This is a genomic window from Streptomyces sp. NPDC033221 (assembly GCF_055577005.1).
On sequence record NZ_JBVIQN010000018.1, the window covers coordinates 42,702 to 56,483 of the forward strand.

Genomic DNA, 13,782 nt, shown 5'->3' on the forward strand with positions numbered 1-13,782 from the left:
GTGCCGGTGGACCACGCGAGGCCGAACGGGCGGGGAACGGACGGGCATGGGCGGGCGCGAAGCGACGCAGACCGGGCCAGGGACGGCGGACGGCCGGGAACGGCGCCGGGTACTGGCCGCGTTCCTCCGCTCCCGCCGCGCCCGCGTCGCACCCGCCGACGCCGGCCTCCCGGCGGGCCCTCGCCGCCGTACTCCGGGCCTGCGCCGCGAGGAGGTCGCGACGCTCTCGGGTGTCAGTGTCACGTGGTACACCTGGCTTGAACAGGCCAGGGACATCACCGTGAGCCGCCAGGTGCTGGACGCGCTGGCCCGGGTGCTGCGCCTGTCACCGGCCGAGGCGCGCCATCTGTGCGCGCTGGCGGAGCAGCCGCTGCCGGCTCCCGAAGCGGCCCGGCCCGGCGCCGGGCCGTTGCAGCGGCTGGTGGACGCGCTCGATCCGTATCCGGCCTACGCGGTCGCGGCCAACTGGGACCTGCTGGCATGGAACCGCGCCGAGGCGGGCCTGATCGGCGACCCGGCCCGCTGGAGCGACCCCGGACGCAACCTGCTCCGCCTGGTGTTCACCCAGCCCAGGGTCCGTACGCTGCTGACCGACTGGCCCGGCCAGGCCCGTACGCTGCTGGAGCAGTACCGCGCCAGCGCCGACCGGCACGCCGGCGACCCGGCGTTCGCCCGGCTGACCGCCGACCTGCGCGAGCGCAGCGAGGAGTTCCGCAGCTGGTGGGACACCCACGACATCGCGGAGTTCCGCCCCGCCCGCCGTGTCTTCGACCATCCGCGCCTGGGGCGGCTGGCCTTCGACTACACCAAGCTCACGCCGGTCGACACGCCGGGCGCCACTTTGGTCTCCTGTCTGCCCGCCGACGAGGAAACCGCCGGGAAACTACCGCAATTGAGCGCATACGCACAGGAACGCGCGTAGGCAGCTGCGCGCGGCCCGCCGGGCGCCGCCGTCACCCCGCCCCGCCCGCTCCCTCGGCCCACTCCTTGCTCAGCCGGGACCACGCGGGGGTGTCCGTTCCCGTTCCGGTGGCGGAGACGACGTGGCGCCGGAAGGCGTCTTCCGCGGTGACGCCGTGCACCGATTCGACCGTGCTCGCCGCGAGATGGCACAGCAGGCCGCGGTCCACGGGTTTGAGGCCGAGCCGGTTGAGGTGGATGTAGAGGTAGTTCACCACCAGCCGGAAGGAGGCGAACCAGTGGTCGTCGCGGAGGAAGCCCGCATGGCCGTGGTCGGTCTGCAGGAGCCGGTGGAAGTCGCTGAGCTGCCGGGTCGGCAGCCGGGGGGCCAGGCCGGCGCCGCTGAGCGTCAGCTCGCCCGACTCCAGCAGCGGATACGCGATGCGCTGGCACCGGCGTACGGCCTCGGCCCACTCCCTTACGAAGGGCACGGGAGCGCCGGGCGTGCCGGATCCTGCGGACAGGACGGATTCCACCGTACGCAGCCGTTCGGACAGCGCGCCGGCCTGCCGCCGGTAGCGTTCGTCGAAGGCGGCACGGTAGCCGGCCGGATCATGGGTGCGGGACAGGAACGCGTCGGCGTGCGACCGCAGGGACAGGAAGCCGCGCGCGATCGGCGCGCCGTCCTCGTCGAACGGAACGGCCGCGACCGACGCGGTGGTCCACATCAGGTCCAGCGCCAGTACGGACAGCGCGCCACCGTCCCGGACATGCTCGTACATCGCGAACGCCAGGTCGTTGGTGTCGCTCAGGAACCCGGCCAGCACCTCGCTGCCCCGCATCGACCCCAGCACCGGCAGCCGGTGGTCGTAGGGCTGTTCGAGCACGGTGTTGTCGGGCACCCAGGGGTGCCGCGGCCCGGTCTCCATCTCCAGCTCGGCCAGCCGCTCGTGCACCGGGGCGAGCGCCGCCTCGTCCGGCCGGGCGGTGGAGGGGTGTTCGCGAATGTACGTCTCCAGCACGTCGACGACCCGCGGACGTACGCGGGAGGACCACTCCTCCGCCGTGGTACGGAAGTTCAGCCGCAGGTGCGGGCCGCGCAGCCAGTGCCGGCCGAACCAGGCGCCGCTGACCGACGCGCGTACGGCGTCGAACGCCGGGCGGACGGCGTGCAGCACGAGCGCGGGCTCGGTGCTCTCGTCGTGATGGTGCACATGAACGCTGTGCCACTCGGGGGCCGCCCCGCTCACGAGACGGTCAACGCCTCGGGCAGTTCGGCGAGCACCCGGCCGACGAGGAACCGCAGCTGGCTCTCCTGCCACAGGGTCAGCCCGAGCCGGTTGCTGATCAGGTGACTGCTGCGCAGCAGCACCAGGCTCGTGGCCGGGTGCGCGGTGGCGGCCAGGTCGAGCGGCCCGGCGAGCGGCGAGGCCGGCCAGTCGTTGGTGAAGGTGCCCGCGTCCTCCACCTCGTGGAGTGCGTGCCGCAGCCGGCGCAGGGACGCCATCCAGTACGCGCGATGGTCCGCGCCCGGGCCGGTCAGCGCGTCCTCGGGCGCGGTCGCCAGACGCCAGACGCGCCGGGCCCGTTCCTGGAGCCGCGCCTGCTGGGCGCGGTACCGCGGCTCGACGTCCGCGGCCTCGGGACCGCTGCCGAAGGGCAGCGGCGGGCCGCCGTGCCGGGCCCACCGGTCGCGTACCTCGTCGCAGAGCGCGAACACCCCCACCACCAGGTCGAACGCCAGCATCGCGCGCTGTTCGACGGTCGCGCCGGTGCCGACGACGGACAGGGCCAGTTCACTGGAGTCGTGGAAGTGCCGTTCCACGGCGGCGATGGCGGTGCGGTACCCGAAGTCCGCGTGCTCCCGCTCGTACGGCACGAACTCCAGGGTGTTGTTGGGCCGCACCTCCTCAGGCCGCTCCTCGCCGGACCGCCCCTCCAGGCCGGCCAGCCCCTCGGAGACCTCCGCGAAGCGCGACCGGTCCACGACGTCCGGGGCCGGATTCGCCGCCAGGAACGCGCGGATGCGCCGGGCCGCCGTGTGCTCGATCTCGGCGCGGTCGGTCGTACGGGCAGGCAGCAGGCGCAGCCGGACGTGCGGTCCCCCTTCCCAGTACCGCAGGAAGAACCACCGCTGCACGAGACCGTCGGCGGTCAGCCGCGCGACCAGGGGGCGGACACCGTCGGTCAGCAGCGCGTCCTGGCCGGTGTCGTAGAAGATGTGCGCGCCCACCCAGTCCGCGCCCGCCGCGGTACCGGGGTCCAGCCGGTCGCTACCGGTCAGCATCTCGCCTCCGTCGCTCTCGATGATTGCCGGTTCCGGCGTCGGCGGGAACGGGCCACCCCGATTCTCGGCCGGGGGCGGGCGGCGGTCTTCACGGTACGACCACGGGGGTGACCGAAGACCCGACCGCAGGCCACCGGAAAGGGGACCGCAGCCCGGACCACAGGACGGGTACAGGCCCGGCCGTACGGCGCACGTCACAGCGTCGTACGCCGCACACATTCCGCGACGACCGACCGCAGACTGCCCGTACGGCGCAGCCACTCGCGCTGGATGTACGCCCCGTTGCCGCGGCCCATCAGGGTGTCCAGACGCTCCTTGGCGAGCCCCAGGTCGCCGGTGTCCTCCAGCGCTTCGCCGACGTGGTCGAGCAGGGCCCGGACCACGGCCTCGGCGGGTGCCGGTGTCCAGGTGAGCGGATGGACGAGACGGCCGGACAGCCCGGACCGGCCGGCCCGCCAGGTCGCCAGCCGCAACAGGCCGATCCCGGCGGGGTCCGGCGGTTCACCGGCCCGCCACGCGCGGGCGGCCGTCTCCACCAGACCGCGGGTCAGGGCGGCGAGCAGCACCGTGTCGTCGGACTGCAGACAGACGTCGGCCACCCTGATCTCGACGGTGGGGTAGTGCCGCGACAGCCGGGCGTCGAAGTAGATCATGCCTTCGTCGAGCAGGGTCTCGGTCGCGAGCAGCTCCCGCACCCGCCGGTGGTAGTTCTCCGCGCAGCCGAACGGCTCCACCGGACCGGAGGACGGCCAGCGGCCCCACACCCGGCTCCGGTAGCTGCTGTACCGGGTGTCCTCGCCCTGCCAGAACGGCGAGTTGGCGCTCAGGGCCAGCAGCGTCGGCAGCCACGGGCGGATACGGTCCAGCACTGCCACACCCTCCTCGTCCGACTCGACGGACACATGGATGTGGCAGCCGCAGGCGAGCTGTTCCTGCGCGGTACGGCCGAACTCCTCCTCCAGCCGCTGGTACCGCTCGTCGAAGTTGAGGGACGGCACGACGGGCAGCGGAGAGGTGGCCAGGGCCACCAGTTCCGTACCCGCCCGGCGGGCCTGCCGCGCCGCCTCACCGCGCCAGCGTCCGACCTCCTCGGCCAGATCCTCGATCAGCAGCCTGGGCCGGGTGGCGATCTCCAGCTGCTCACGGTGCAGCTCCTTCTCCAAGGTCGAATCGGGCGGGGTCGAGGCCAGCACGGTCCCGGAGACGGCACGTGGCTTCCCCGAGTGCGGGTCCACCAGGAGAAGCTCTTCTTCCACACCCACGCTCCGCATACGACAGCCTCTCTCGACCGGCGACGGTCAGCAGGACGGCTTTTTCGTGTCTGCTGACATGGGAAGCGCTTGCGCGGCACGGCACAAGGGGTCGGGCGGCCACGGAATGGCGTGATGAGAGCGGGTGCGGACGGGAGCGCGGCGCGGTGCCAACGGGCCGTCAGCGGCCGGGCTTTCCCCACGTGAGGGAGTAGCGGCGGAGCACATGCCGCCGGTAGCGCACACCGGGCAGCAACCGCCGCGCCCTGTCCCGCACCTGCCCGTAGGACATCAGCGGGTCGGCGATCGGCATGCCGGCGGGCCCGGCCGCCCGGCGCAGCACCTTCGTGCCCCGTACGACCGGTGCGGCAGCCAGGGTCACGGCACGCTCCGCCACGGTTTCGTCCCGGGCCAGGCCGACCACCACCAGTACGCCGCCCGGCCGCAGCAGCTCGCGCATCCGGGCCAGGGCCGCTTCGAAGTCCATGTGGTGGACCGTGGCGACCGAGCAGATGAAGTCGTAGGCAGGGGAGGGGAGTTCAGTGGTGAGGAAGTCGCCCTCGACGAAGTCCGTGGTGCCGTGGCCGGAGGGAGGCCGGTGCCCGTCGGCGAGGGCGATCATCCGGCGTGAGGTCGGTCCGGCGCATCGAGGCATCGTCATGCCGGGCGGCTCCGGCGAAACCGCCGGGCGGTTGCCCGGAGAGCCGGACACCCCGGGCCGGAACTGCTCTGATGGAGGGACGCGTCATGAGGCGGACGAAGGGGCGGGCCCATGCCGGTGGTGCGGACCAACGGAATCACTCTCGCGTACGACGAGTACGGTGCCGGGGAGCCGGTCGTGATGGTCACGGGGACCGGCGCGCCGGGGCGGGTGTGGCGCGCCCACCAGGTGCCCGCCCTGACGGCGGCCGGGTACCGGGTGATCACGTTCGACAACCGGGGCCTCCCGCCGAACGACCGCTCCGGGCAGCCCTTCACCCTCGACGACATGGCGGCGGACCTCGCGGGCCTCATCAGCCACGTCAGCCCGGCACCGTGCCCCGTCGTGGGCTTCTCACTGGGCTCGATCGTCGTCCAGGAACTGCTCGTGGCCCGGCCCGGACTCGTGCGCAAGGCCGTGCTGATGGCGACCATCGGCCGGGCGGACGCGCTGATCCGCGCCATGACGGCGGCCGAGATCGAGCTGTGCGACAGCGGGACCGCGCTGCCGCCCCGGTACCTGGCCTACGTCCAGGCCCTGCAGTACCTCTCGGGGGAGACGCTCGGCGATCCGGACCGGCTCCGGGGCTGGCTGGACATCTTCGAGATGACGGCGACGGCCGGCCACGCCGGAATGCGCGGGCAACTGGGCCTCCAGGTGATAGCGGACCGGCGGCCCGCGTACCGGAACATCGACTGTCCGTGCCTGGTCGTCGGATTCGGGGACGACCGGATCGTCCGGCCGCGGCTGGTGCAGGAAGTGGCCGCGTGCATTCCCGGCGCCCGGTACACCGAGATACCCGGGTGCGGCCATTTCGGGTACCTGGAAAATCCGGAACCGGTGAATGCGGCGATCATTGATTTTCTCGCGGAGCCGTAGCCGGAGCCGTAGCCGGATACGGCGGCGAATTCAGAGCCGGAGTCCGGTCCCGGTAATGCACAGGAGTGCTGAAGGGCGTCAATTCCGGCCGGCGCTTCCCGGCCCCGGCCCTCCGCTGGAAAGACGGCCGGGACCGGCCCGGGCCCGCACGGCCCGGTCACACGCCGAGTGCGGCCCGGATGCGCTTCTTGTCGGGCTTGCCGACCGGAGTCAGCGGGATCTCGGTGACCAGGTGCATCCCGGTGGGCGCGTACATCTCGCCCTTGTGCCGGGTGACGAAGTCCCGCAGCTGGTCCAGGTCCAGCGGGCGTTCCGGCGTGGGCACGACCGCGATGTGCACCTCCTCGCCGGCGTCCGCGCGGCGTACGCCGAACGCCGCGCAGTGGGCGACGGCCGGGTGGGTGAGCAGCAGGTCCTCCAGCTCGCTGGTGTACACATGGCCGCCCACCACGATGATCATGTCCTTGAGCCGGTCGACGATGTACAGATAGCCCTGGTGGTCGAGGTAGCCCAGGTCCCCGGTGTGCACCCAGCCGTCGCGCAGCACCTCGGCGGTGAGTTCGGGCTGCTTCCAGTAGCCGGTCATGGCCTGGCCGGAGCGTACCCGGATCTCGCCCACCGCCCCGACGGGTACGGGCGCGCCCTGCTCGTCGTGGATGGCGACCTCGACGCCCGGGACGGCCCGGCCGACCGTGGCCTGCCCGTCCCGCGGCATGGTCCGGTGCTCGTCCGGGCCGATGACGGTGACGTGGCCCGCCTCGGACTGGCCGTAACCGCCGAACAGGACCGCGCCGAAGGTCTCGTGCGCCTGCCGCAGCCGGGTCGGTGAGGCGGCGCAGCCGCCGTAGCTGATCCGGTGGATGCTGGACAGGTCGGTGGTGGCCAGCCCGGGGTGGTCGAGCAGGCGGTAGATCAGCGGGGGCAGCAGCCACAGGTGGCTGATCCGCTCGCGTTCGACGGCGGCGAGCACCTCGCCTGGGTCGAAGGAGTGCTGGAGGACCACGGAGCCGCCGGCCAGCAAGGTGGCGTCGGCGATGTTGCCGGCCACGTGGGCGAGGGTGGTGCAGGCCAGGAAGCGGGGCGGCGCGCCGGCGCCGATGGAGCCGAAGGCGAGCATGTCCTTGTAGGGGCCGTGGGACATGCGGACGCCCTTGGGGACACCGGTGGTCCCGCCGGTGTGGCGGATGCACCAGTCGTCCTCGGGACGTGCAGCGCTCTGTACGGGCAGCGGGTCGTGCCGCGCGGCGCGTGCCAGCAGGTCCTGTCCGTGCGGGCCGGGTCCGAAGGTGAGGACGTACGGGGGCCGGACGTGGGCCAGCAGGCTCTCGGCGGCGTCCGGCAGGTCCGGGTCGATCAGCAGCAGCGCGGTGTCGACGCTTTCCGCGATGTGCGCGAGCGTCTCGGGGGCCATGCCCTGGTACAGGAAGACGGCCCGGGCGCCGAGCAGGTTGGCCGCGTACCGCGCGGTGAGGGCCTCCGGCCGGTTCCCGGAGAGCAGGGACACGGTGCTGCCGCGCCCGATGCCCCAGCCGGACAATTCCCGGGCGATGCGGTACACGCTGTCGCGGAATTCCCCGGCGGTGACCTCCCGGCCGTCCGCCGTGGTGACGACCGGGCGGTCCGGAGTTTCCGCCAGTACGTCGAGGATGGATTCGGCGTAGGTGCAGAAGTCGCTCGTGGAGGATTTCACCTCGGCGGCGCTGATATCGGTGGTCATGAAGTACGTCTCCCTACTTATGTAGGCGATTACTACTTCTCGGTAAGCTAACAACTGGTTGCAGTATGAAGGTGTCCTGGGGATGAACAGCAAGTGATGTCTGAAAAGTGTCTGGCGTGTCACACTTGCTTATGGTGGATGCCTGAGCCCTCTGGGCCGGGCCCCGCCGATCCGGCAGCGGGGCAGACCCGGCCCATACGCCGATTCCGCAGGTCAGCGGCGCGAGATCCGGTCGCGGATCTCCTTGAGCCGAGCCACCTGCGCCGACTGGCTGCGCACGATGGAGTCGGCGAGCCGCTTCGCGCCCGCGTCGCGGCCCAGCTTGCGCTCGTTGCGCGCCATCTGGATCGCCCCCTCGTGGTGGCTGATCATCATGTCGGCGAACTTCCGGTCGAAGCCGGCGCCCTCGGCGGCCTTGAGCTCCGCCATGTCCCGGTCGGACACCATCCCGTCCATGTCTTCCGCGTCCCGCCCGACCTGCCCGTGGTCCATGCCGTGCGGGCTGTGTTCGGCGGAGGGGGACCCCGGATCGCCGGGGTCGGACGTGCTGCCCGCTTCCGGCTCGCCCCAGGCCTTCAGCCACCCGCGCATGGTGGCGATCTCGGCGTCCTGATCCTTCGCGATCGCCGCGGCCAGATCCTTGGTCTCCTGGTCGGAGGCGCGTGCGCCGGCCGGCTCCGCCATCTCCACGGCCTGCCGGTGGTGCGGGATCATCCGCTGGACGAACCGCACGTCCGAGTCGTTGTGCGCGGCCTCCGCCGGGGAGCCCGAGGCACTGCGGGACGCCGCGGCCGAACCGCCTCCCGTCCGTGCCCCTCCGCCGTCCCCGCTCCCGCAGCCCGCAAGGACCAGTGCCCCGGCCGCAAGGGCACCGGCCAGTGCGGTACGACGACGTGAAAGTCGTGCGCCACCATGCATGATTCGCCCACCTCGGTCTCTCTGCACGCGGGGCACACCCCCGCACGCGCGTCGGTCTACGCCCGCATTACCGACGCGTGACGACACGCGAAGCGCACGACGGCGCGGCACGCCGCGAAGTGATGAGAGATCAGGTCACGGAGTTGACCGGAGGTGGCGCCCGGTCAGCCGTTCCCCGCCCTGCCCTGCATGCCGGGCAGCTCGGCGAGCATCTCCTCGTAGGGCGAACGGCCTCCGCCGCCCGCCCCCGGGCCCGTCAGGGCCGGCCGTCGCCCCTGAGGCGCATGTCGACGTCGACCACGCCTTCGACGGCCCGTACCAGGCGCGCCGCCACCGGTATGAGCGAGGTGTCGCCGATGGTGCCGTCGAGGGTCACGATGCCCTCGGAGACCTCGACGGTCAGCTGCTGCCGCCGGGAGGCGAAGAGCTGGCCGACGACCGTCCGGCGGACCTCCTCGGCGATGTCCTCGTCCTCCCGCAGGAAGACCTTGAGGAGGTCGCTGCGGCTGACGACGCCTTCGAGCCGGCCGAAGGCGTCCACCACCGGCATCCGTTTGATGTGGTACCAGGCCATGGTGCGGGCGGCCTGCGCGAGGCTGGCGTCCGCGTGCACGGTGACGGCGGGGGCCGTCATCAGTTCGTCGGCGGTGACGCCACCGGACTTGATCAGGGCGTCCAGGACGCGCATCTGCTCGATGCGCGAGGGTGTGTGGTCGCGGAACTCCTCCTTGGGCAGCAGATCGGCCTCGGACACCACCCCGACCACCCGGCCTTCCCCCTCGACGACGGGCAGGGCGCTGACCTTCCACTGCTCCATCGTGCGGACGATCTCCTTGAACGGGGCGGTACGGCCGATACTGATCACGGTGTGGGTCATCACGTCGCCGACGGTGCGGGGGCTGTTCGCCGGCGTCACGGGCTCCTGCATCACGGACTCCTTCAGCGCGGGCTCCTCCCCCCAGGGTTGTGCATTCCGGGCCCGTGCACCACACACCCGTCCATCGCGGCCGGCGACGGGACCGGGGCCGGCGGTGTGAGGAGGATCCGCCGGCCCCGGTGGACGAGACCTGTGCCAGGGCTCCGGGCGCCCGGAGCCCGGACACAGGTGGTCAGCGCACGCCGCTCCCGTACGGCCCGTAGAGGTCGAGCAGCCGGGTACGCGCGCACCGCAGCCGGTCGCCGATCACCTCGGCGTACCGGAGCACCAGCGCGTGCCCGAGCGCGGGGTCCGTGTGGCACAGGGCCCGGACGTCCTCCGCGTCGAACTCCCAGGCCCGTACCGGGCTCAGCGTCTCCGCGCCCAGGTGCCAGCTGTACGGCGGGAACAGCCACGACCAGCCCAGCAGGTCGCCCGGGTGCAGGGTCTCGACGACCGCGGCGCGGCGGCCCGGCACCCGGATGTCGAGCTGGACCGCACCGGTACGGATGATCCAGAAGCGGTCGGCCCGCCGGTCCTCCTCGAAGATCCGTACGCCGGCCGGGAAGGAGACCTCCCGCGCCCGCGCCATCAGCCGCTCACGGTGTTCCGCCGGCAGCGCACCGAGCCGCCCGGTCATGGTCCTCACCGCTCCACCTCCGCTTCCCGCGCGGTGCCCGGCGCCCGCGGACGAACCGGACGGGCCACCGCACCGGCACTTCCCCGGGGCCGGGGCTGTCCTCAGGATCCGCCCTCCGGGGAGCGCCACGGCACGGGCCGAACAGCCCTTTCGCCGGGCCGAACAGCCCTTTCGCCGGGCCGAACAGCCCTCTGCGGGCGGCCTGTCACGCCGAGGCGGCGTCCTCGCGGCGGGCCGCGGGACGGACGACGCGTCCGGACCGTACGAGGTGCACCGTGTCGGTGTAGGCGGTGACCAGGTCCAGTTCGTGGCTGACCAGGACGAGCGTCAGCCGGCGTTCGGTGCGCAGGCGGGTGAGCAGGTCCAGGACCGCGGTGGCGGTGGCCGGGTCGAGGGCGGAGGTGACCTCGTCGCACAGCAGGAGGTCCGGTTCGGTGGCGAGGGCGCGGGCTATGGAGGCGCGTTGGCGCTGGCCTCCGGAGAGTTCGTGGGGGTAGCGGTGGGCGAAGCCGGCGGGCAGGCCGACGGCGTCGAGGAGGCTGCCGACGCGTTCGGGCAGCTCCGGCGCGGTGACGACGCGGTGGAGCCGGAGCGGGCGGGTGAGCGTGGCGCCGATGGTGCGTGCGGGGTTGAGGGCGCCGAGGGGGTTCTGCGGGACGAACTGGATGCGGCGTTGCTGGTCGCGGCTGCGCTTGCGGACGTGTGCGGGCAGCGGTTCGCCGTGCCAGGTGAGGGTGCCGGCCCGGGGGACCTGGAGTCCGGCGAGTGTCCGCAGGAGGGTCGTCTTGCCGCATCCGGACGGGCCGGTGATGCCGGTGGCGGCGCCGGCGGGTATGTGGAGAGCGGCGCCTTCCAAGGCGTGATGGGTGTGGCCGCGGTGGGTGAAGGCGACGTGCAGGTTCTCGACGTGCAGCCCTTCCGGGGCGGCCGTGGTTTCCTCGGCCGGGGCGGTGGCAGCGGGGCTCCGTGGTGGGCGGCCCGGGGCGGGGAGTGCCGTGGGCCCGTACGGAGTTGTCCCGGCGGCCAGGGTGACGACCGAGTCGGCGCAGTGCTCGACGACGTGCGGATCGTGGCTGGCCATGACGACGGCGAGGCCGTGCTCGGTGGCGAGCCGGCGCAGCAGCGCGGTGATCTCGTCACGCAGACCGGCGTCGAGCCCGGCGGTGGGCTCGTCGAGCAGCAGGACTTCGGGGCGCCGGGCGAGGGCGCGGGCCAGCGCGAGCCGTCGCTGCTGCCCGCCGGACAGGGCGCCGGGGCGGTGATGGGCGAGCGGCGCGGGCAGATGGCACTCGGCCATGAGCTGTTCGACGGCCTCGGGCGTGGGGTCGGCGGCCAGTTCGGTGATCAGGCGGCGGGCCGTCATCCGGGGGTTGAGGGCGGAGCCCGGGTCCTGGCCGACGTACGCCACGTGCCGACGGCGCAGGGTGCGCAGCGCGCCCGGCGCGAGGGTGAGCACGTCCCGGCCGAGCACGTCGATACGGCCGGAGGTGACGCGCGCGCCGTGTGGCAGTTCGCCGATCACGGCGCGCAGCAGCGTCGTCTTGCCGGAGCCGGATGGCCCGGTGAGGGCGGTGATCCGGCCGCCGCGCAGGCCGAGGCTGGTGCGGTGCAGCAGTACGGGTCCGGTGCCGAGGCCGATTTCGAGGTCGGTGACCGTGACGGGCGCGGGGGAGTTGGTCAAGGCGGAGTCCTCGGGGAGCGTGCGCGCGGGCGCGGGGCGGCCGGTGGTCAGCGCAGGGCGGCCCTGCGCGCGGTGGCGGGTGCCAGGGCGTTGGCGGCGAGGTTGACGCTGATGGCGAGCAGGCCGATGGCGAGTCCGGGCACTACCACCGCCCACGGGTTCAGCAGGATGCCGGGCCCGTTCTCGCGGATCATCAGGGCCCAGTCGGCCTCCGGCGGCCGGGGGCCGAGCTGGAGGAAGCCGGCCATGGAGATGACGTACACCGCGTCGACGAAGCGCAGGCCGAACAGGGCGAGGACGGTGGCACGCAGATTGGGGAGGATCTCGCGCAGCGCCAGATGCCCCGCGCGTTCGCCGCTCGCCAGGGCGGCTTCGACGAATCCGGTGGCGGCGAGCGGCGCCGCCGCCCCGGCGACGATCCGTACCGCGTACGGGGTCCCCAGGACGATGGCGGCCACCGTGATCGCGAGGCGGCCGCCGTCGGGCCAGGCCAGCGCGAGCAGCATGATGCCCAGCACCGGCGGAAGGAGGATCGCGGTGTCCGCCGCGCGTTCGACCAGCCGCCCCAGCCGTGGGCTGAGGACGGCGAAGCAGCCCAGCAGGGTCGCCAGGAAGGTCACCACAAGGGCCACCACGAGCGCGCTGCCGATCAGCGCGCTCCCGCCGTGCAGCAGTCGGCTGAGCACGTCCCGGCCGAGCTGGTCGCCGCCCAGCGCCGCGCCGCCCGTGCCCGCCTCGCCGTACGGAGCGGTGACCGGCTTGTCGACCGGATGCGCGGCGAACAGCGGGCCGGTCAGGGCCACCAGGACGAGCAGCACGGCGGGGACGACGGGGGCCAGGACGCGCGGAGGGAGGCGGCGGACGCGGGACCGGGCGGCGGACAGTGCGGCGGTGCTCATGAGCGGGCTCCCAGGGTGCGGGCGCGTACCAGGTCGGCCAGCAGGAGGACGGCGGTGATCAGGACGGCCGAGCAGGCGACGACGGCCGCGATGACCGGGGTGTCGCGGTCGGCGACGGCCCCGGCCAGCACGGTGCCGATCCCGGGGTAGTTGAAGAGCGTCTCGACGACGACCGTGCCGCCGAGCAGCATGCCGGTGGAGGTGGCGACGCCGGTGGCGATGGCGGGCCAGGCGCCCGGCAGCGCGTGCCGGAGGAGCACCTGCCGGGTGGGCAGGCCGTCCAGGCGGGCCGCTTCGACGTGCGGGGCCGCGGCCTGGTCGGCGAGGGCGCCCCGGACGATCCGGGTGTTCCAGCCGGTCTGCGGAACGGTCAGCGCCAGCACCGGCATCACCAGCATGGTCCAGGTGGCGGGGGTGCCGTCGGCGCCAGTGACGGTGGCGGCGGGCAGCCACCCCGTCCACAGCGACAGCACCAGCAACAGGCCGATGGACACCACGAACTCGGGCAGCGCGAAGGCGGCGGTGGAGGTGAGGTCCACGGCCCGGTCCACGAGGCCCTTCGGGCGGGCGGCGGCCCAGGTGCCCAGGGCCAGCGCGGCGAGGACGGTCAGAACGAAGGCGGTGCCGCCCAGCAGGACGGTGTTGGGCAGCGGCGCCGCGAGCAGGTCGGTGACGCGCTGCCCGCGGGCCGAGGTGCCGAGGTCGCCGGTGGGCAGCGCGGTGATCCAGTCCCGGAAGCGCTCCCACACCGGCCGGTCCAGGCCGAGCAGATGGCGGCGTGCGGCGACGCCCGCGGCGCCCTCGCCGCGCTCCGAGGTGGCCGTGGCAGCGTCCCCCGGCAGCACCTCGATCGCGGCGAAGACGAGCGCGAGCAGCGCCACCAGCATCAGCACGCGCTTGGCCAGTACGGCCCCCACCCGCGCGGCCAGGGCTCCGGCGCGCCGCGCGGCGGGTTTCGGCACCGGCCGGGTGGTGGCTCCGGCGGGCCGGGTGCC

13 protein-coding genes are annotated in these 13,782 nt (G+C 73.3%); 2 read left to right on the plus strand and 11 right to left on the minus strand.

Annotation, left to right across the window (positions count from 1 at the left end):
• Positions 1-46 precede the first annotated feature (46 nt).
• Positions 47-922, plus strand: a complete 876-nt coding sequence (locus tag ACZ53K_RS23245) for a helix-turn-helix transcriptional regulator (protein ID WP_468839781.1) — start codon at positions 47-49, stop codon at positions 920-922.
• A 31-nt stretch (positions 923-953) separates the two neighbouring features.
• Here ACZ53K_RS23245 and ACZ53K_RS23250 read toward each other — a convergent pair whose 3' ends face one another.
• From ACZ53K_RS23250 to ACZ53K_RS23265, 4 genes are all read right to left on the minus strand, one after another.
• Positions 954-2,150: a thiopeptide maturation pyridine synthase gene (locus ACZ53K_RS23250; protein WP_468839784.1), complete on the minus strand. Its 1,197-nt coding sequence runs from the start codon at positions 2,148-2,150 to the stop codon at positions 954-956.
• Positions 2,147-3,187, minus strand: coding sequence for a thiopeptide-type bacteriocin biosynthesis protein (locus ACZ53K_RS23255; RefSeq protein ID WP_468839787.1), 1,041 nt, complete (start codon positions 3,185-3,187; stop codon positions 2,147-2,149). The genes ACZ53K_RS23250 and ACZ53K_RS23255 overlap by 4 nt, the downstream gene beginning before the upstream one ends.
• Before the next feature lie 194 nt (positions 3,188-3,381).
• Entirely contained in the window at positions 3,382-4,458 is a 1,077-nt protein-coding gene (locus ACZ53K_RS23260) for a glutamate--cysteine ligase (RefSeq protein ID WP_468839790.1), read from the minus strand.
• Between the two features lie 160 nt (positions 4,459-4,618).
• On the minus strand, positions 4,619-5,098 hold the full coding sequence (locus tag ACZ53K_RS23265) for a class I SAM-dependent methyltransferase (protein ID WP_468839792.1): 480 nt from the start codon (positions 5,096-5,098) through the stop codon (positions 4,619-4,621).
• 111 nt (positions 5,099-5,209) lie between these two features.
• Between ACZ53K_RS23265 and ACZ53K_RS23270 the strand changes: the two genes are divergently transcribed.
• Positions 5,210-6,016 (plus strand): alpha/beta fold hydrolase, encoded by an 807-nt coding sequence (locus ACZ53K_RS23270; RefSeq protein WP_468839795.1) that lies wholly within the window; start codon positions 5,210-5,212, stop codon positions 6,014-6,016.
• A 157-nt stretch (positions 6,017-6,173) separates the two neighbouring features.
• Here ACZ53K_RS23270 and ACZ53K_RS23275 read toward each other — a convergent pair whose 3' ends face one another.
• The 7 genes from ACZ53K_RS23275 to ACZ53K_RS23305 form a co-directional block, all read right to left on the minus strand.
• Positions 6,174-7,733: an AMP-binding protein gene (locus ACZ53K_RS23275; protein ID WP_468839798.1), complete on the minus strand. Its 1,560-nt coding sequence runs from the start codon at positions 7,731-7,733 to the stop codon at positions 6,174-6,176.
• Between the two features lie 213 nt (positions 7,734-7,946).
• Positions 7,947-8,465 carry a DUF305 domain-containing protein gene (locus tag ACZ53K_RS23280; RefSeq protein ID WP_468839801.1) on the minus strand — a complete coding sequence of 173 codons (519 nt, stop codon included), beginning with the start codon at positions 8,463-8,465 and terminating at the stop codon, positions 7,947-7,949.
• A gap of 442 nt (positions 8,466-8,907) precedes the next feature.
• A complete protein-coding gene (locus ACZ53K_RS23285) occupies positions 8,908-9,579 on the minus strand; it encodes a CBS domain-containing protein (protein WP_468839804.1) in 672 nt (223 codons plus the stop codon).
• A gap of 181 nt (positions 9,580-9,760) precedes the next feature.
• A complete protein-coding gene (locus ACZ53K_RS23290; protein ID WP_468840059.1) occupies positions 9,761-10,207 on the minus strand; it encodes a cyclic nucleotide-binding domain-containing protein in 447 nt (148 codons plus the stop codon).
• 205 nt (positions 10,208-10,412) lie between these two features.
• A complete protein-coding gene (locus ACZ53K_RS23295; RefSeq protein ID WP_468839806.1) occupies positions 10,413-11,888 on the minus strand; it encodes an ABC transporter ATP-binding protein in 1,476 nt (491 codons plus the stop codon).
• A gap of 47 nt (positions 11,889-11,935) precedes the next feature.
• Positions 11,936-12,787: an ABC transporter permease gene (locus ACZ53K_RS23300; RefSeq protein ID WP_468839809.1), complete on the minus strand. Its 852-nt coding sequence runs from the start codon at positions 12,785-12,787 to the stop codon at positions 11,936-11,938.
• A complete protein-coding gene (locus tag ACZ53K_RS23305; protein WP_468840062.1) occupies positions 12,784-13,674 on the minus strand; it encodes an ABC transporter permease in 891 nt (296 codons plus the stop codon). The genes ACZ53K_RS23300 and ACZ53K_RS23305 overlap by 4 nt, the downstream gene beginning before the upstream one ends.
• Positions 13,675-13,782 lie beyond the last annotated feature (108 nt).

What these genes read in the sequence shown, in the direction of transcription:
- ACZ53K_RS23245 (WP_468839781.1), top strand. Translation starts at nt 47, where the DNA reads ATGGGCGGGCGCGAAGCGACGCAGACCGGGCCAGGGACGGCGGACGGC.
- ACZ53K_RS23255 (WP_468839787.1), bottom strand. Translation starts at nt 3,187, where the DNA reads ATGCTGACCGGTAGCGACCGGCTGGACCCCGGTACCGCGGCGGGCGCG.
- ACZ53K_RS23260 (WP_468839790.1), bottom strand. Translation starts at nt 4,458, where the DNA reads ATGCGGAGCGTGGGTGTGGAAGAAGAGCTTCTCCTGGTGGACCCGCAC.
- ACZ53K_RS23265 (WP_468839792.1), bottom strand. Translation starts at nt 5,098, where the DNA reads ATGACGATGCCTCGATGCGCCGGACCGACCTCACGCCGGATGATCGCC.
- ACZ53K_RS23270 (WP_468839795.1), top strand. Translation starts at nt 5,210, where the DNA reads ATGCCGGTGGTGCGGACCAACGGAATCACTCTCGCGTACGACGAGTAC.
- ACZ53K_RS23275 (WP_468839798.1), bottom strand. Translation starts at nt 7,733, where the DNA reads ATGACCACCGATATCAGCGCCGCCGAGGTGAAATCCTCCACGAGCGAC.
- ACZ53K_RS23285 (WP_468839804.1), bottom strand. Translation starts at nt 9,579, where the DNA reads ATGCAGGAGCCCGTGACGCCGGCGAACAGCCCCCGCACCGTCGGCGAC.
- ACZ53K_RS23290 (WP_468840059.1), bottom strand. Translation starts at nt 10,207, where the DNA reads ATGACCGGGCGGCTCGGTGCGCTGCCGGCGGAACACCGTGAGCGGCTG.
- ACZ53K_RS23300 (WP_468839809.1), bottom strand. Translation starts at nt 12,787, where the DNA reads ATGAGCACCGCCGCACTGTCCGCCGCCCGGTCCCGCGTCCGCCGCCTC.
- ACZ53K_RS23305 (WP_468840062.1), bottom strand. Translation starts at nt 13,674, where the DNA reads ATGCTGGTGGCGCTGCTCGCGCTCGTCTTCGCCGCGATCGAGGTGCTG.